The sequence below is a fragment of the Prevotella sp. P5-108 genome, assembly GCF_002251385.1.
In the GTDB taxonomy this organism is placed as follows: Bacteria; Bacteroidota; Bacteroidia; order Bacteroidales; family Bacteroidaceae; genus Prevotella.
On sequence record NZ_NPJJ01000038.1, the window covers coordinates 47,921 to 65,186 of the forward strand.

Genomic DNA, 17,266 nt, shown 5'->3' on the forward strand with positions numbered 1-17,266 from the left:
GACGTCGTGTCAAGGCGGCAACAATCGTGTTGTGACTCTCGAGAAGGGCGACACGGTGAGGTTTGACTACGCCACTCTGCTCACCGTGGTACGCTATAGCGACCACACCCATGTGGAGATAGCCAACCCGTGGGTCAAGGGAAGCGTGCTGCGGAGCTATGACATATCCCGCCCGCTGGGTAAGGCGGTGGTGACCACCACGGCACATTGCCAGTTGCTGGCATGGTTGGGCAAGACCGCGGCCATCGCCGGCGTGTGCGACAGCCGCTATATCGGAGTGGATGAAGTGAGGAAGAGACTGGCCGCTGGCAAGACTGTCGACTGTGGCAACTCGATGAACCCCGATGTGGAGCGTATCGCAGAGATAGGCGCCGACGCCATCATCGTATCTCCCTTTGAGCATAGCGGTGGCTACGGCCGGTTGGAGAAGACCGGCGTGACCATCATCGAAGCCGCCGACTATATGGAGCCTTCGCCGCTGGCCCGTGCTGAATGGATGAGGCTCTATGGCATCCTCTTCGGTTGCGAAGAGCAGGCCGACTCGCTCTTCCATGTCGTTGACAGCACGTATAATAGTTTGCGTCGTGAGGCAATAAAACTCCCCGAGGGCCGTTCTCTACTTATAGAGCGCAAGACGGGCAGCGTGTGGTATTGTCCTGGTGGTCGGAGTACGGTGGGCACGCTCATCGCCGACGCCCACGGACGCTATCCCTGGATGGGCGATGACCACAGCGGTTCGCTCACGCTCGCTCCCGAGCAGGTGGTAGAGCGCGGCGCCCATGCCGATGCCTGGATGTTTGTCTATTCGGGCAAGCCCATCACGCTGCGTGATTTGGCGGGCGAGTATGCGGGTTACAAAATCCTCGACGCCTTCCGCCACGGCGAGGTCTATGGCTGTAATACCGACAGCGTCAATTATTTTGAGGAAATTCCCTTCCGTCCCGATTACCTGCTGCGCGACTATATACAGATAGTCCATCCCGGAGCGGGAAAGGGCGGGCTAAGATACTATAAGCGCATTGACTAAGACTATCTACATAGGACTGGCAGCGGCTATGGCATGTCTCTTCATGGCCGGACTGATGACGGGCAGCGTGTCTATACCCTGCTCGGCGGTGTGGCATGTACTCGTGGGCGACAAGGCAGCCGTGAGCGAGAGCTGGAGGTTCATTATCCTTGAGTCGCGTCTGCCCCAGATGGTCACTGCCATGCTGAGCGGTGCCTGTCTGGCCACTGCCGGACTGATGATGCAGACCGTCTTCCGCAACCCATTGGCTGGCCCCGACGTGTTCGGTATCAATGGTGGTGCCGGACTGGGCGTGGCGCTGGTGATGCTTCTGGCTGGAGGCAGTGTGACTCTGGGTACGCTCGGAGTCACGGGCAATGTGGCGATACTCGCTGCCGCCTTTGCCGGATCCATGGCTGTGATGGCGATTATCCTGTTCAGCTCTACCTTGGTGCGCGACGGCGTGATGTTGCTCGTCATCGGTATCATGGTGGGCTATCTGTCCTCGTCGGTCGTCACTCTGCTCAACTACAGCGCCACCGAACAGGGCATACGCTCGTTCATGTTGTGGGGCATGGGCAGTCTGGATGGCGTCACCCCGTTGCTTCTGCCGCTCTATGTCACCATCACGCTGGCGGCACTCGTGCTCAGTCTGCTCATGGTGAAGCCCCTCAACCTCCTCTCGCTTGGCGACAACTATGCCCGCAATCTCGGGCTCAACACGCGGCGTGCCCGCAACTATGCCCTGCTGCTCACCGGTCTGCTCACGGCTGTGGTGACTGCCTATTGTGGTCCTATCGCGTTTATAGGACTGGCTGTGCCGCATATCGCGAGGCTCCTGACGGTTACCGACGATATGCGTAGGCTGCTGCCCATAACCATGCTCACTGGGGCGGTGATCACCATGGCTTGTCATCTGCTCTGCTTTGTGCCCGGAGAGGCAGGCATGTTGCCCCTCAATGCCGTGACACCGCTCATCGGAGCTCCGGTAATCATATATGTCATCATCCGTAAACGATAAACCTTTAGACTATGAACAAGATAACCACTCGACGTGGTGACAAGGGTCAGACCGACCTGTTAGACCACCAGCGTGTGAACAAGACCGACTGCCGCATCGAGGCCAACGGCGAGATAGACGAACTCATGGCTCTCCTGGGAATGCTCAAAGCTAAGCCTGAGTTGCCCGAGAGTATGCGTATCAAGATAGAGCATATCCAGATGATGCTGATGGCAGTGATGAAGCATGTGGCGAGTTCGGGTGCTACGCAGGTAGGCATCCTCCAGGCCGACATCGACGATATGGAGCGTTACATGAACGAGACTCCCACAGAGGGTTGTTTCCGTTTTGTGCTTCCGGGACACTCGCCCATAGAAGCATTGATGCAGTTTGTTCGCGCGAAGGTACGCACAGTGGAGCGCAGGCTATGTGCCGTCAATGCCGTCATACCTCTGCACCCCACCGTGATAATCTACATCAACCGCCTTTCAGACTATCTATTCTTCATGGCTTCGCAGGCGTGAGCCGAGGTGCATGCGAAGTAGCCCAAAACCAAAACCGCCAGACTGTAGCGTATCTCTGCTCTTCAGTCTGGCGGTTTGTTGAATCTATTGTTTCTCTCGGCGTTATGAGTGTGCCGATGTGAACTCTTCGAGGAAACGGCTGTCGTTTTCGGAGAACATGCGCAGGTCGCTCACACGGTATTTGAGGTTGGTGATGCGCTCTACGCCCATGCCGAATGCGTAGCCGGTGTAGACCTTGCTGTCTATGCCGCACGCCTCGAGGACATTGGGGTCGACCATGCCACATCCCAAAATCTCGACCCATCCTGTGTGCTTGCAGAAGCTACATCCCTTGCCGCCGCAGATGTGACAACTGATGTCCATCTCTGCACTGGGCTCAGTGAAGGGGAAGTAGCTGGGACGGAGACGAATCTTGGTGTCGGCGCCGAACATTTCGCGGGCGAAGGTGAGCAACACCTGCTTGAGGTCGGTGAAGCTGACATTCTTGTCGACATACAGACCTTCGACCTGATGGAAGAAGCAGTGGGCGCGGGCAGAGATAGCCTCGTTGCGATACACTCTACCGGGGCAGATGATGCGGATTGGAGGTTCGTGACACTCCATATAGTGCGACTGGTCGCCAGAGGTGTGGCTACGCAGCAGGATGTTCTTGGTCACGTCGTCAGGATGCTGCTCCAGGAAGAAAGTGTCCTGCATGTCGCGGGCGGGGTGGTCGGCGGCAAAGTTGAGCATGGTAAACACGTGCTTGTCGTCGTCCATCTCGGGACCGTCGGCGAGGGTGAAGCCCATACGCGAGAAGATGTCGATGATTTCGTTCTTGACGATAGTCAGCGGGTGGCGCGCGCCAAGGGCGATGGGGTAGGGAGTACAGGTGAGGTCTACATGGCAACAGCTGTCCTCGGTGTTCTCAATCTGCTCTTTCAGTTCGTTTATCTTGCCTTGTACGGTCTGCTTCAGTTCGTTGATTTTCATACCCACCGTCTTTTTCTGGTCGGCGGGGACATCTCTGAATTCTGCCATAAGGGCGGTGATGGCGCCTTTCTTGCTCAGGTATTTCAACCTTAGCTGCTCAACCTCCTCGGCGCTCTTTGCGCTCAGGTTTTCCACCTCCTTCAGCAGTTCTTCTATCTTGTCGGTTATCATAATTACATTAATATATTATAAATTCGTTGCAAAGGTAATATTTTTGGTGGAAAATAAAAAATATATCGAAATAAAGTTGTACTTTTGCAGCGATTTGAGAGCCCGGGACCAGAGATAGTGTACTTATTGTCCCGTATGGTTTTACGATTATTATAAAAGAGATTTTGAACATGAGAAAGTGTTCCTTACTGATGATGTTGGTGATTGTCGTTCTGGCAATCGCTTTTTCCACTACGGCATGTACAGACAAGAAGCCTGAAGCTGTTGACAGTGTGGCTGTGTCTGATACCATAGACACTGTGCCCGAAGACACGTTGGTGACCATGATAGAGGAGCAGCCTATGCCCAAGGCCGCCGACGAACTCTTCGACGATTTCTTCTTCAACTTTGCCGGAAACAAGAAGCTCCAGCGCAAGCGTATTGTCTTCCCCCTGCCCGTGTATGCCGAGGAAGAGTTTCTCCACAATATCTCTGCGCGCCAGTGGAAGATCGACCACTTCTTTATGCACCAGGAGTATTACACCCTGATTTTCGATTCGCGCAGCCAGATGAACTTGGTCAAGGATACCACCATCCACCATGTTGTGGTCGAGAAGATTCATCTCGCCGACGAGCAGGTCAAGCAGTATGTCTTTGACCGCATCAACGGCCTGTGGAAACTTACGAAGATAGTCCACCACTCGGCGCGCCGCGGATACAACGCCAGCTTCCTGGCCTTCTACAACCATTTTGCCACAGACTCCCTCTTCCAGACTCGCAGCCTTGAAGACGAGGTTACCTTTACCGCCCCCGACCCTGATGACGACTTTGCCACCATTACCGGCACCATGCTCCCCGAGCAGTGGGACGCCTTCAAGCCTACATTCTTCCCCCACGGCACTATCTATAACATTCTCTACGGCCAGCATTACACCGAGAGCAGACACAAGATATTTGTCGTGCGTGGCATTTCCAATGGGCTAGAGATGGAGATGACCTTCAACCGCCGTCAGGGCCGTTGGCGTCTGTCAAGTTTCAGTTATTAATCTTCTTATACCCCCTATACCGATGAAGGATATCAGAGACCATTCACTCTTGGCGCACAATACCTTTGGTATCGATGCGCGCTGTCGTCGCTACCTCGAATATGCCAGCGTAGATGAGGCCCAGACCATCTGCCGCCAACTCTCCACCACCGACTATCCACTGCTGATTATCGGCGAGGGTAGCAATCTGCTGCTCACTGCCGACTATCCCGCCACGGTCATTACCCCCGAGGCGAGGTTTGATGTGCAGGTGGTTGCCGAAGACCCCGATGGAGAGACCGTAGACATAGAGTGCTGGGCAGGAACCACCTTCGACGATGTGGTGGCCTATGCCGTAGACCACGGATGGCACGGCGCCGAAAACCTGTCGCTTATCCCCGGCGAGGTGGGAGCCTCTGCCGTGCAGAACATCGGAGCCTACGGAGCCGAGGCCCAAGACATCATCGTGCGCGTCAAGGCTGTAGAGATAGCCACGGGCAACGTGGTCGAAATCCTTGCCGCCGACTGCGAGTATGGGTATCGCCAGAGCCGCTTCAAGCACGAGTGGCGCGACCGCTACCTCATCACCTCTGTCGTCTATCGCCTCTCGCGCCGCTTCTCACCGCGTCTCGACTATGGCAACATCAGGGCTACGCTTACCGAGCGGGGCATAGACGTGCCCACAGCCCACGAGCTGCGCCAGGCCATAATCGATATACGCCATGCCAAGCTGCCCGACCCCAAAGTTGAGGGCAATGCCGGCAGTTTCTTTATGAACCCCATCGTTTCCCAGCACCATTTCGAGCAACTTCTTGCACTCTATCCTGATATGCCTCATTATCGCATCGATGCTGACCATGTCAAGATACCTGCGGGATGGATGATAGACCAGTGCGGATGGCGTGGACGCACCGTAGGTCATGTGGGTGTGCACGCACGCCAGGCTCTGGTGCTCGTCAACCATGGCGGTGCCACCGGCGCCGAGGTCGTGGCGCTCTACCAGACCATCCAGCGCGATGTCAAAGACCGCTTTGGCATTGACATCCACCCCGAAGTCAATGTGAAATAACCCCGTATACATCCATGAACGAGCCTCTTACGTTCACTTTCTTGGGCACAGGCACCTCGGGTGGTGTGCCCTCGCTGGGTTGTAGCTGTGCTGTGTGCCGCAGCCATGACCCTCACGACCATCGGCTGCGCAGTGCGGCGCTGCTCGAGCATGGCGATACGCGCATACTGATAGACTGTGGCCCCGACATACGCCAGCAGCTTATGCCCTTCGACTTCCGCCCGCTCACGGCGGTGCTCCTCACCCATGTCCATTACGACCATGTGGGCGGACTCGACGACTTGCGTCCTTTTTCCACCTTTGGCGACATCAATATCTATGCCGACGAGACCACCGTCGGTGGCATCCATCGCGCCATGCCTTACTGCTTCACCGAGCATCTTTACCCCGGAGTGCCCCGGCTCAACGTACATACGCTCGAGCCTCACAAGCCCTTCCGCGTGGGCGACATCGACGTGCTGCCCCTGCGGGTGATGCACGGCAAGATGCCCATCATGGCCTACCGGTTTGGCTCCCTGGCCTATATCACCGACATGAAGACCATCTCCGACGAAGACCGACAGCTGCTCAGCGGCGTCGAGACCCTCGTGGTCAACGCCCTGCGCTGGGAGAAACCCCACCACAGCCACATGCTGGTCGACGATGCCATAGCCTTTGCCCGCAGCGTCGGCGCCAGCCATACCTACTTCACCCACATGACCCACCAGTTAGGGTTCCATGACGAGGCCAACGCCCGGTTGCCCGAGGGCTTCGCCTTTGCCTACGACGGGTTGAGGCTGACCCTCTGACCGCGCACCGCGATGACAACCCCCGACGATATATACGAATAAAGCGTGGCCCGAGCCACGCTTTATTCGTTTCTGCTATCTTACCCTCAGCGTGTCGCCCACGCGTATCTGGTAGTCGGGGCCGAGGCCGTTCTTCTTGTACAGGCTCTCCAGGCGCATGCCGTATTTCTGAGCTATGAGATACATGCTGTCGCCGGCCTTGACCACATGGGGACGGTGCTTGAACTCCTTGGGCGCGCGCTTCTGCTTCTTCTTCAGATAGATGATGTCGCCCTTGTGCAGCGTTTCGCGTTTGTCGCGCTCGTTGTACTTGGCCAGCTTGCGCGCACTGATGCCAATCTCCTTGCTCAGCATCTTGAACGTCTCTCCCTCACGGGCGTAGATGTAGTAGTTCTTGTTGAAATAGTAGATGGGGTGCAGCGTAGGATTGTCGGGAGTGATGCGCTCCGTACCCGAGTGTCGGGCTATGTAGCGGTCGTAGGTCTTGGCACGGTCATACTGGTCGAGCCCGTAGAGTTCGATGATGTTGATGAGCTTGTAGGCATACTGCGGGTTGGTGGCATATCCGGCAGCCTTGAGTCCGTGTGCCCATCCGCGGTAGTCGGTCTGACTCAGCGAGAAGAGCTTGCGGTAGCGGGGCTTGGTAGAGAGAAAACGGCTGTGGTCCTCGTAGCTCTCCAGCACCGTGTTGTAAGCGCGGAAGCACTCCTGTCTCAAGTCGTCGTCATGATAGGTGGTGGCACCGGTCCAGTCGTGACACTTGATACCGAAGTGGTTGTTGCCCTTGATGGCCAGGTCGCTTCGTCCAGCGCCGCTCTCCAGCAGTCCCTGAGCCAGCGTGATGCTCGCCGGGATGCGGTAGCGCAGCATCTGCTGTATCGCCAGGTCCTTATACTGGTTGATATATTGTTGGTATAGCGTGTTCCTGTGGGCCTGTCCGTATGACGACAGACAGAGCAGGAGGGCATATAGGAAAATACAGATTTTTCTCATGCTACTGATATATGTTTCTGCAAAATTAACGATAAAAGATGGATTATCGGCAGTCAGTGCCAAATAATTCGCAAAAAAGTAGCGCACCGCTTCTGCTCTCGTCGCCACCGATGGGAGCGTTTTCACCACCGTCGGGAGCGTTTTCACCACCGATGGGGGTATTTTTACCACTGATGGGGATGTTTTCACCACCGAAGCAGTCGTTCCAACCGCCGATGAGGGTGTTTTCACCACCGATGCAGTCGTTCCAACCATCTTTTCAGCCGCTCTCAAACCCACGAAGAGCATCCATAACAATATTGCAAAGCGTGAAATCACGGTTTCAGGCTTCGATTTTATTGTTTCGTGCTTCGATTTCTCCGTTTCGTGCTTTGCAAGGTACTTATCGAGCCCTTCCATGAGCTTGTTGGCGCTCACGCTGCCGATGCCGATGGCTGTGCAACAAAAAAAGGGGCTCACGCCCCCGATATCTTCGATTATTTTAGTTACTTTTGCAGCAACAAACCCTATAAGTATGACCACCGACCCTTCACCCATCGTGATATTGGCGCTCGGGTGCAACGTAGATGCGCCCGTCAATATGCCCCGACTCCAGGCTGCGCTTGCCGCCCGCTTTCCGTCCATCCGCTTCACGCGGCAGCTCGTCACTCCAGCTATAGGCATAGAGGCGGCGCCGTTTGCCAACTGCCTGGCGTGGATGGAGACAGACCAGGACTACGCCACGCTGCATGCCGCTACCAAGGAGATAGAGCAGCAGCTGGGCAGCACCCGTGAAGACCGGCGCGAAGGGCGTGTGGTCGCCGATGTCGACATCCTCTGCTGTGGCGGCTGCCGCTATCACGCCGACGACTGGCAGCGCCCTTACATCCAGACACTCATGGCCGAGTTGCCTCGTCGATGACTATCGCGACGCCCTCAGTGCCGCCATGTTGGCATAGCGTCGCTTCATCCACCGGTTGTAGATATTGCGCAGCCATATCTTGTGCAGAGCGATGAAGACCAGTCCTATAAGCATCATGATGATATACGACACCGTGTTGCTGCATACCAGTCTGAGCAGGCAGATGATGAGCATCGGTCCCAGATAGACTCCAAAACTTACCAGCATCTGCACATAGTTGCCGTTGATGCCCGCCTTGCCCGTAAACTTGGTGTTGAGAGGCATGGTCTGCTTGTTGTATATCGTCAGCTGGAAGATGGTGAAGTACTGGAAGCCTGCGGTGAACACGCCGTAGGCTATCAGCATCAGCAGACTCCATTTGCCAGCTATCACCTGTGGCAGCATCAGCAGGAAAGGCCATAGCAACAGGGTGCTGTAGATGTAGTATTTGGTGCGAAGGAGCATCAGTATGTTCTCCTTGTGGGTGAGCAGACAGTCGATGTAGTTGCCCTCGTAGCTCATGACCTGCATCACCGTCATGGTGCCAAAGAGCAGATAGCAGTAGATGCACCAGAACGATGAGTAGTAGTCGCCGTCGTAGATGTCGGTAAAGACGATGACCATGCTGAATACCGCCACCATGAAGAACGCCGTTATCAGACCCTTGCGTGGGTTCTTGTTGCGCATCAGCAGCCGCAGTTCCATCTTGGCGTACATGCCTATTTCTCCATACCTGTCGAGATACTTCATCTGCGACACGTTGTGGGTCTTCACCGTTTCCTTCCTCAACAGTTCGCTGCGTACATGGGTGTACTGCAGATGGCGGTTGATGAGCGTGAGCATCACCAGCAGGATGATCACACCTATATATATAAGTATGTTGCCACGCTCCATCAGCGTGCCGATGGTGGCGTAGAGGTCAAAGAAGTTTTCCCATCCCTTGAGCTTGCCCCACTTGAGCAGGATGGGCAGCGCCATGGTGCCATAGACACCCACGGGCATGAGCCACCACCACAGCGTGTCGGTGGTGAGGGTCTTGACGATGAGATACCACTGGCTGTTGGCGGCTATGAGCAACCACCACACCAGCAGAAACGCCAGCGACATCCACACGCCGTAGCTGAAGACGAGCGACATGAGCGTGAAGGGCACCAGGATGACAAACCAGGTGAAATTGTAGCGGGTCAGTATGGATGTGGCGACAAACGTGTCGATGCAGTCATAGCGTGACAGCGGCAGCAGATAGTATGGCTTTACTATCTGGGCTGGTGTCTGCTGGGCCATGAAGCGTGACGCGAAGTCGAGCAACAGCAGAAACGGGGCAAGGCCGAAGCAGAATTCGAGCGGGGTGGTGCCTCGGCTGTTGTTGGCGATAAGCGAAAGCATCACCGCAAGGAACAACATGTAGAGGAAACCGAAACTCATGGAGAACCAAACGATGTATTTGGCGGCGCGGTTCTGCTCATAGTTCAAGGCGCGACGGTCAGCCAGTTTGCGGTGATGGCGAAGCGTCTTGAATATCTGGTATCTGTTCATAACAAGCGTGGTCTGGTTGAGGATGGGGATAAGTGACTATCTCAGGTCGACCACCTCGGCGTGGGGAAATTCCTTGGCGTTGAAGGTGAAGACGCTGTCGGCCAAACGGCCAGCCTTGAAGTTGCGTACGGTGACGGTGGTCCACTCTTTGCCGCGGCGCATCTTGATGGTCTCGGGGTGCGAGGTCTTCTTGTCGATAAGGATATAGATTTCGGGCACGCTGTTTTTGGGGTTCCGAGCAGTGAGATGCACCCAGTAGGCCTTGCCTTTATCGGTAAGACCGAGGTTGTAGCCGGTCTTATACATATTGATAAATCTGTAGGGGTTCATCTGCAGCTGCTGGGCGGCGGTGGGGGTGCTCACGTTGACCTCTTCGGTCGACTTGAGGTAAGACCACTGTGTCTTGCCGTTGTACCATATTATCGAGTGGGGCGTTGTCACCTGAAACTTGTTGCCCTTGAGCGACAGCCGTCCGCTCACGGTGCCTGTCTTGGCGCTGGAAAGGGTGAATTGGGCTGTTGCGCCGTTCTTGTTGCTCACCACGGCAGCCGTCTTGTCAAGCACCTTGCGGGCTTGGGCGGCGTTCTGTGCGCCGATGGTGAGGGTGAGCATCACCATCAGTGTGATTAAGATAGTCTTTTTCATCATTTATCTGACAAAATACTGTTAAGTTGGTTCTCGTCGTTGACCAGCACCTGTCTCGGCTTGGAGCCCTGGGCTGCACCCACGATGCCGTATTGCTCGAGGAGGTCCATGATGCGTCCGGCGCGGTTGTAGCCGATGCTGAACTTGCGCTGGATGCTGCTGGTAGAGCCTTGCTGGTTGAGTACCACGTATCGTGCCACCTCGTTGAGCATCGGGTCCTTGTCGGCAATGGGCTCGCGGGGTGTGCTGGCGCCTTCGCCCTGCGACACGTCGACAGGCTCGGGCAGCTCCATAGGCTCTACGGGACCTGGCTGGTCTTCGATATAGGTGTTGATGGCGTTTATCTCCTCGGTGTCGATGAAGGCACACTGCACGCGCACTGGCTCAGAGCCGTTGAGGAACAGCATGTCGCCCATACCTATGAGCTGGTCGGCGCCCTTGCGGTCGAGGATGGTGCGTGAGTCTATCTGGGCTCCTACGCGGAACGCCATACGGCCAGGGAAATTGGCCTTGATGTTACCGGTGATGATAGAGGTGGTAGGACGCTGCGTGGCGATAATCATGTGTATGCCCACGGCGCGTGCAAGCTGGGCTATGCGTGCGATAGGCAGCTCGACCTCCTTGCCGGCAGTCATAATGAGGTCGCCGAACTCGTCGATGATTACCACAATGTATGGCATATACTCGTGACCGTTGTTCGGGTTGAGCCTGTGGTTAAGGTAAAGAGCGTTATAGTCCTTTATCTTGTTCACACCTGCGGCCTTGAGCAGGTCGTAGCGATGGTCCATCAGTGTGCAGAGCGAGTTGAGCGTGCGCACCACCTTCTGCACGTTGGTGATGATGGGCTCGTCGTCGTTCTCGGGCAGACAGGCCATGAAGTGCTGGGCTATCTTGTTGTAGGGGGTAAACTCCACCTTCTTGGGGTCTACCAGCACAAACTTCAGTTCATTGGGGTGCTTCTTAAAGAGCAGTGAGTTGATGATGACGTTGAGTCCTACCGACTTACCCATACCCGTGGCACCAGCCACAAGCAGGTGGGGCAGCTTGGCAAGGTCTACCATGAACACCTCGTTGGTGATGGTCTTGCCCAGAGCCATCGGCAGCTCCATCTTGGTCTCCTTGAATTTCTTGACGCCCAGCACGCTCTCCAGCGACACGGTCGATTTCTTCTTGTTGGGCACCTCGATGCCTATCGTGCCCTTGCCGGGGATAGGCGCGATGATACGTATGCCCTCGGCGGCAAGGCTCATGGCTATGTCGTCTTCCAGGTTGCGTATCTTGGCAATTCGGGTACCTGGCGTGGGCGTAATCTCATAGAGGGTTACGGTGGGGCCAACGGTGGCGTTAATCTTGTCGATGCTCACGTCGAAATAGCGCAGCACCTCGACGATGTGGGCATTGTTGACCTTGATTTCCTCCATATCCACGGCGTTACCCTTGCCGGCGTTGTGGTCTTTGAGCAGACTGAGTGTAGGGAACTTGTATCGCGTGAAAGGCTCGCGGGGGTCAATGGGAGTCTTGCGTATCTCGTCGGCAGTGAGCGTCTTCGCCTGGGTGGCCTCGTCGCCCTTGGGCACCTCGATGGTCAGGGTGCTGCCCTTGGGCTCGTCGTTGGCGGCAGGCTCAATTTCTATATCGGGTACGGGCGTGGCGACCGTCGGCTCGTCGGGCGAAAGGTTCACAACCATAGCCCGAGACTCTTCTCTCACCTCGTCTTCAGGGTTGTCCTCGTTGCTGTCATCGCTTGTGTCCTCATCATCGCCAGCATTGACGTTGGTGATGGGGGTATTGATGGTAAACTGGATTTTGGACGTAAAATAGCCCACGGGATTGAGCATCTTGCGGATGATGGTGATGGTCTCGGCGCTCAGATAGGTAAGGAAGGTGATGGCAGTAATGGCCAGCACCACCACCAGTCCGGGCGGGCCTATGAGGTTCTCCAGAAAGTCCACGCAGTACAGACCGTGTCTGCCGCCAGGGTTGAACACCAGATCTCCGGCGAAAGGCGTGAGAAACTTGGCCAGCGTCACCGAGCACCATACCATAACCACCGTGATGCAGGCAAACCACTTGAGCAGGCTCACCTTGTAGGCGCGCATCAGCCACAGTGCCACCATGAGCAGGAATACGGGGATGAAGAATGCGGCAAAGCCGAAGTTGACGGTAATGAGCCAGTAGCTGAGCATAGCTCCCAGCGACCCGCAGTAATTGGTAAACTGGCGGGAAAAGTTCAGCCATTCGCCCGGGCGCATGTCGTCGAGTATGCTCTGGTCTGCCTGACCCGTGTTGAAGTAGGATACCATGGCGATGACCATGTATATCACGAAGCAGAGCACAAGCAGTCCCAGGATGAAGTCGACCTTCTCGTTGCTCAGTATGTTGACGAAGCCCACGGCCTCGCCCATTGATTTTGGCTTTTTCTCTGTTTTCTTCTTTGCCATTATATCGTGCGTGTTTATTATGTTGGTGTGTCGTAAATGGGTTCTCTGTCATTGATGGCAGTTAGCGTGTTGCCATGCAGCAACCCGTTGTATCTGCAAAAATACTCCAAAAAAGTCATATACGTTCACGAATTGATTATTATTTTCATCTTTAGCGTGTTTTTTTTATCTTCCTCGAGTATGGGTTGAACCGCCAGGACGGCTGTCGGTGTCGGGGAAGTTGCCGTGATGACCATCGCTTGGCCGAAGGGCATAAAAAAACAGCCCGTGCTGACAAACGCTATTGTGCAGACGTGGGCTGTTAGTGTACAATAATCTACATAAGGTTTTATTTTTAGTATTGCACTCTCTCACAGAGTATAACTTTATAACTTACTACTACCATAACAACGCTTACCCTTGTCATCCCTACCGCAGTGATGATGTTTTTAATGATTTTAACATTTGTAATGCCACTCCAAACGATATTTTGGCTAAATTTGTACACCTATATATATTATATATGTCCGCCGGACGATGACCACGACCGATAGGGGAGTGGGGCAACGGGCCGAGGACGCAAAGGAAGGTATGAATATGACAACGATGATGAAGAAGGCCGACAGGCTGATGAAGACGCTCTGTGCGGCGGTGGTGATGGTGCTGGCGGTGACTGCTGCCAGCGCTGCCGACCTGGACTCGTGGCGCGCCGGCACTGTGGTGAGTGCCCAGGAGGTAAAACGCTATGGCGTAGACCGCTGCTTTGCCATCGAGCAGATAAGCGATGCGGTGTTTGCCCGTATGCGCTACTCCTATATGCCCAATCCCCACATAGCCCGAGCCGACCTGCGCTATCTGCGGCTGCTCCACCGCGACGCCCACGACCGCATCGTGCTCGGCGAGATGGTCTGCCATCGCCGCATCGCTGCCGACCTGGTGGCTATCTTCCGTCAGCTCTACGATGCCCATTATCCCATCGCGCGCATGGTGCTGGTCGACGAGTATCGGGCTGACGACGAGACCTCCATGCGGGCCAACAACACCTCCTGCTTCTGCTACCGCACCGTGGCTGGCAGTCGCAAGGTCTCTGCCCATGCCATGGGGATGGCTGTTGACATCAATCCGCTGTACAATCCCTATGTCAAGCGGCGTGCCAATGGCCGGCTGTTCATCCAGCCAGCCAACGCCGAACCCTATACCCATCGCGAGCGCCGCTTCGACTACAAGATAGAGCGCGGCGACCTCTGCCACCGCCTTTTCCTCCAGCACGGCTTCAGCTGGGGTGGTGCCTGGCGCTCGCTCAAGGACTACCAGCATTTTGAGAAACCATTCTAATCACTGATATGCAAACAGACAGACAGCCCGCGACCCACTGCGTGAGAGTATGCCACTCTTTCTATCCAGCCATGATGGGTGGCCCCAATTGTGACCATGACGAAGTGGAAACCTATGACCTTGCTGCGCTCAGCCCAGGTGATGCCCTCAAGTGGCGTGGTGAAGGCGGACGGTGGAAACCGCTCGTCTTTGTCGGCGCTGATGACGACGGCATCGACATCCGTTATGGCGACAGCGTCACCCATATCTGCTATGGTGGCGGTCATCACTGCGACACCGACGGCCATGACTACTGCCGTTTTGAACTTTATGTATCTGTAGACTAATAACCCCTTATGCTATGGACCCAGCACTGAACAATTATCTTAAAGCCGCCGATATGGCCTACGACATCGGTGAGATACACGCCCTCACTCCCGACTGCGCCCACCACGATACCCTCCTACGCCAGCAAGAGGTGTTGGGGCTGCTCGACCAGGCTGTTGACGGCGGTTATGTGCAAGCCTATCCCATGAAAGCGCTCCTCTCCGCTGCCGATGACTGGAGTACGTTCCGCCTCGTTCGTCCCGAGCTCTTCAGACAGATACTCCTCGAGGGCATCGATCGCGGATGTCTGGCCCCAGAACACGATGAAGCATGGACATGGATGACTCTGGCTGCCGAAAACAACGACCCCGAGGAGTTTATGGACGACATGGAGCGCTATTACGACCTGCTCATGACCGCCCTGGAGCATGGCAACTATGACGCAGAGACCATCATGGACATGATATGGCCTCCCGAACAGATTATAGAAGAAGACTGATATGGAAAAGGACATCAAGAGACTGGGCAAGCTGTTCTCCAAGATAGACGGGTTTGCCTCTACGCCCAAGCGGTGGCGCAATATCGCCCTGGCACAGGAGGCGTTTGAGTTTATGACCACCCGCCTGCCGTTGCGGGTCGAGGGCGAGCTGTCGCCTTACACCCGTGTGCGTCTGCTCGACATGATGATGGAGTGTGTGGACGAACTCGATGTGCCCCGATTTGCGCTCAAGGTGCGCGAGTACCAGTTGTCGATGCGCGCCCTCATCGATGACGCGCAGGACCTTGCCACCGACACCTCCTTCGACGACTATGAGGGCGACGCAGCCGGCTACCGTCGCCAGCTGGATGTCTTTGACGATGTGGAGCGTGCCCGCCAGAAGTTGGCAGACTATATCGACCCCGCCGTGAGCGACGACGAGTGGATGGAGCGTTACCACGCCACGCTCCGCTTCTGTCCTGTCGAGCGCACAGAGCAGTGGGAAGAGGTTATCTATGAGGTAGAGCGCCGCTGTTACAACAAGACACGGCTGTCGTGGCGAGGTATGGGCTTCTGCTTCAAGTATTGGAGCATCAAGAGGGATGTCCTCGCCGCGATGGGCATCGACTGGCAGAGTCCGCAGGAGATGAACCCGCGGTGCAGGTTTGACTGAGCGCGCGCAGTCACCACCCAGAGAAATGCGAAAAGGGACGCGGAAGGCATGTGGTCTTCCTGCGTCCCTTTTCTGATAAATATAAAGTGAAAAATGGTCTCATATCAGAGGCATACCAGCCTCGGCACACTCGCGGCGCATGTCTTCGGGCCAGATACTCGCCTGGATTTCGCCGATATGTGCCTTGTGGAGCAGCACCATGCACAGTCGGCTCTGCCCGATACCGCCTCCGATGCTCAGCGGCAGCTTTCCGTCGAGCAGCTGACGGTGGAAGTAGAGTTCCTTGCGGTCTTCCTTGCCCTCGAGGGCCAACTGGCGCAGCAGGGCTTCCTTGTCTACGCGGATGCCCATGGACGATAGCTCAAACGAACGGTTGAGTATGGGGTACCAAATCAGTATATCGCCATTGAGTCCGGCCCTCCCGTTCTCGCCCATGGTCGTCCAGTCGTCGTAGTCGGGAGCGCGGCCGTCGTGCTTCTTGCCGTCGCTCAGCCGGCCACCAATTCCGATGATGAACACGGCGCCCCACTTGCGGCAGATGGCGTCTTCGCGCTCCTTGGGGGTGAGGTCGGGGTACATCTGGAGCAGTTCTTCGCTGTGTATGAAGTGTATCTGTCGCGGCAGAAATGCCTTCAGTTGCGGATAAGTCTCACACGCCAGATACTCGGTGCGCAGAATGGCGGCGTAGATGCGCTCTACCACGTTCTTGAGATGACTCACTGTGCGCTCCTCATTGGTTATCACCGCTTCCCAGTCCCACTGGTCCACGTAGAGCGAGTGCAGATTGTCCAGTTCTTCATCGGCGCGTATAGCGTTCATGTCGGTATAGATGCCGTAGCCCGGTTCAATCTCGTATTCAGCCAACGTGAGCCGTTTCCACTTGGCCAGCGAGTGCACCACTTCGGCTTTGGCGTCGCCCAGGTCGAGGATGGGGAACGTCACGGGGCGCTCGGTGCCGTTCAAGTCGTCGTTGATGCCCAGTCCTTTGAGCACAAAGAGCGGAGCAGTAACCCGTTGCAACCGCAGTTCGGTCGAGAGGTTCTGCTGGAAGAAGTCCTTGACCAGCTTGATGCCATGTTCGGTCTGACGGCGGTCAAGTACACGCTTGTATTCTTTATTGATGATAAGTTTACTCATGATTTCGTGTTAAATTGCTTGCAAAGGTATATAATTTCTTATAAACTGCAAACTAAATGTCGTTTTATTTTGTCAATTTGTCGATAATTATGGGAAATGTATTGACAATCTGTGCGCCGCTGCAAATAAATGATAGGAATTTTGCACATTTCAAAAGAAAGCTGTAACTTTGCATCACAGTTATGGCTCCGTAGCTTAGCTGAATAGAGCGTCAGATTCCGGTTCTGAAGGTCTTGGGTTTGAATCCCAACGGAGTCACTACGATGAAAGAGGAAGTCACCGAGATAGGGTAGGCTTCCTCTTTTGCTTTTGTGTTTGTGCCCAGCGCG

At 55.5% G+C, this 17,266-nt stretch carries 17 protein-coding genes and 1 tRNA gene; 12 read left to right on the forward strand and 6 right to left on the reverse strand.

Annotated elements, in window-relative coordinates:
- Nucleotides 1–31: 31 nt before the first annotated feature.
- The 3 genes from CIK95_RS07455 to CIK95_RS07465 are packed head-to-tail and all read left to right on the forward strand — an operon-like array spanning nt 32 to nt 2,530.
- Nucleotides 32–1,027, forward strand: a complete 996-nt coding sequence (locus CIK95_RS07455) for an ABC transporter substrate-binding protein (protein ID WP_254046440.1) — start codon at nt 32–34, stop codon at nt 1,025–1,027.
- Between the two features lie 28 nt (nt 1,028–1,055).
- Nucleotides 1,056–2,027, forward strand: a complete 972-nt coding sequence (locus CIK95_RS07460) for an iron ABC transporter permease (RefSeq protein WP_094466675.1) — start codon at nt 1,056–1,058, stop codon at nt 2,025–2,027.
- Nucleotides 2,028–2,038: 11 nt separating this feature from the next.
- Entirely contained in the window at nt 2,039–2,530 is a 492-nt protein-coding gene (locus CIK95_RS07465; RefSeq protein WP_094466676.1) for a cob(I)yrinic acid a,c-diamide adenosyltransferase, read from the forward strand.
- A gap of 102 nt (nt 2,531–2,632) precedes the next feature.
- On the opposite strand, the gene pheS is transcribed toward CIK95_RS07465, so the two are convergent.
- Entirely contained in the window at nt 2,633–3,673 is a 1,041-nt protein-coding gene (pheS, locus tag CIK95_RS07470) for a phenylalanine--tRNA ligase subunit alpha (RefSeq protein ID WP_094466677.1), read from the reverse strand.
- Nucleotides 3,674–3,843: 170 nt separating this feature from the next.
- Here pheS and CIK95_RS07475 point away from each other — a divergent pair, with 170 nt between their 5' ends.
- Genes CIK95_RS07475 through CIK95_RS07485 form a run of 3 tightly spaced genes read left to right on the forward strand, consistent with a single transcriptional unit; the run spans nt 3,844 to nt 6,534 of the window.
- A complete protein-coding gene (locus CIK95_RS07475; protein WP_094466678.1) occupies nt 3,844–4,698 on the forward strand; it encodes a DUF4348 domain-containing protein in 855 nt (284 codons plus the stop codon).
- A gap of 22 nt (nt 4,699–4,720) precedes the next feature.
- Nucleotides 4,721–5,746 carry a UDP-N-acetylmuramate dehydrogenase gene (gene murB, locus CIK95_RS07480; RefSeq protein WP_094466679.1) on the forward strand — a complete coding sequence of 342 codons (1,026 nt, stop codon included), beginning with the start codon at nt 4,721–4,723 and terminating at the stop codon, nt 5,744–5,746.
- A 14-nt stretch (nt 5,747–5,760) separates the two neighbouring features.
- Nucleotides 5,761–6,534 carry an MBL fold metallo-hydrolase gene (locus CIK95_RS07485; protein WP_094385052.1) on the forward strand — a complete coding sequence of 258 codons (774 nt, stop codon included), beginning with the start codon at nt 5,761–5,763 and terminating at the stop codon, nt 6,532–6,534.
- A 75-nt stretch (nt 6,535–6,609) separates the two neighbouring features.
- Here the strand turns inward: CIK95_RS07485 and CIK95_RS07490 are convergent, their stop codons facing one another.
- Nucleotides 6,610–7,527 (reverse strand): glucosaminidase domain-containing protein, encoded by a 918-nt coding sequence (locus CIK95_RS07490; protein WP_094466680.1) that lies wholly within the window; start codon nt 7,525–7,527, stop codon nt 6,610–6,612.
- Between the two features lie 514 nt (nt 7,528–8,041).
- On the opposite strand from CIK95_RS07490, the gene CIK95_RS07495 reads away from it, so the two are divergent.
- Entirely contained in the window at nt 8,042–8,428 is a 387-nt protein-coding gene (locus CIK95_RS07495) for a 2-amino-4-hydroxy-6-hydroxymethyldihydropteridine diphosphokinase (protein ID WP_158214718.1), read from the forward strand.
- On the opposite strand, the gene CIK95_RS07500 is transcribed toward CIK95_RS07495, so the two are convergent.
- The 3 genes from CIK95_RS07500 to CIK95_RS07510 are packed head-to-tail and all read right to left on the reverse strand — an operon-like array spanning nt 8,429 to nt 13,029.
- Nucleotides 8,429–9,943 (reverse strand): DUF5687 family protein, encoded by a 1,515-nt coding sequence (locus tag CIK95_RS07500; protein ID WP_094466681.1) that lies wholly within the window; start codon nt 9,941–9,943, stop codon nt 8,429–8,431. It lies immediately after the preceding gene.
- Between the two features lie 36 nt (nt 9,944–9,979).
- Entirely contained in the window at nt 9,980–10,591 is a 612-nt protein-coding gene (locus CIK95_RS07505) for a LolA-like putative outer membrane lipoprotein chaperone (RefSeq protein ID WP_022311604.1), read from the reverse strand.
- A complete protein-coding gene (locus CIK95_RS07510; RefSeq protein ID WP_094466682.1) occupies nt 10,588–13,029 on the reverse strand; it encodes a DNA translocase FtsK in 2,442 nt (813 codons plus the stop codon). Before CIK95_RS07510 ends, CIK95_RS07505 begins: the two co-directional genes overlap by 4 nt.
- Before the next feature lie 570 nt (nt 13,030–13,599).
- Between CIK95_RS07510 and CIK95_RS07515 the strand changes: the two genes are divergently transcribed.
- The 4 genes from CIK95_RS07515 to CIK95_RS07530 are packed head-to-tail and all read left to right on the forward strand — an operon-like array spanning nt 13,600 to nt 15,800.
- Nucleotides 13,600–14,343 (forward strand): M15 family metallopeptidase, encoded by a 744-nt coding sequence (locus CIK95_RS07515; protein ID WP_094466728.1) that lies wholly within the window; start codon nt 13,600–13,602, stop codon nt 14,341–14,343.
- A gap of 8 nt (nt 14,344–14,351) precedes the next feature.
- Nucleotides 14,352–14,669: a hypothetical protein gene (locus CIK95_RS07520; protein ID WP_144007775.1), complete on the forward strand. Its 318-nt coding sequence runs from the start codon at nt 14,352–14,354 to the stop codon at nt 14,667–14,669.
- Nucleotides 14,670–14,683: 14 nt separating this feature from the next.
- A complete protein-coding gene (locus tag CIK95_RS07525; RefSeq protein ID WP_094388041.1) occupies nt 14,684–15,148 on the forward strand; it encodes a hypothetical protein in 465 nt (154 codons plus the stop codon).
- A gap of 1 nt (nt 15,149) precedes the next feature.
- The gene (locus CIK95_RS07530; protein ID WP_094388040.1) at nt 15,150–15,800 is read left to right on the forward strand and encodes a hypothetical protein; all 651 of its coding nucleotides are present in this window, start codon (nt 15,150–15,152) and stop codon (nt 15,798–15,800) included.
- Between the two features lie 99 nt (nt 15,801–15,899).
- Here the strand turns inward: CIK95_RS07530 and asnA are convergent, their stop codons facing one another.
- Complete coding sequence (gene asnA, locus CIK95_RS07535; RefSeq protein WP_094385069.1) at nt 15,900–16,937, reverse strand: aspartate--ammonia ligase; 1,038 nt, start codon at nt 16,935–16,937, stop codon at nt 15,900–15,902.
- A 184-nt stretch (nt 16,938–17,121) separates the two neighbouring features.
- On the opposite strand from asnA, the gene CIK95_RS07540 reads away from it, so the two are divergent.
- Nucleotides 17,122–17,195: transfer RNA gene (locus CIK95_RS07540), tRNA-Arg, on the forward strand.
- Nucleotides 17,196–17,266 lie beyond the last annotated feature (71 nt).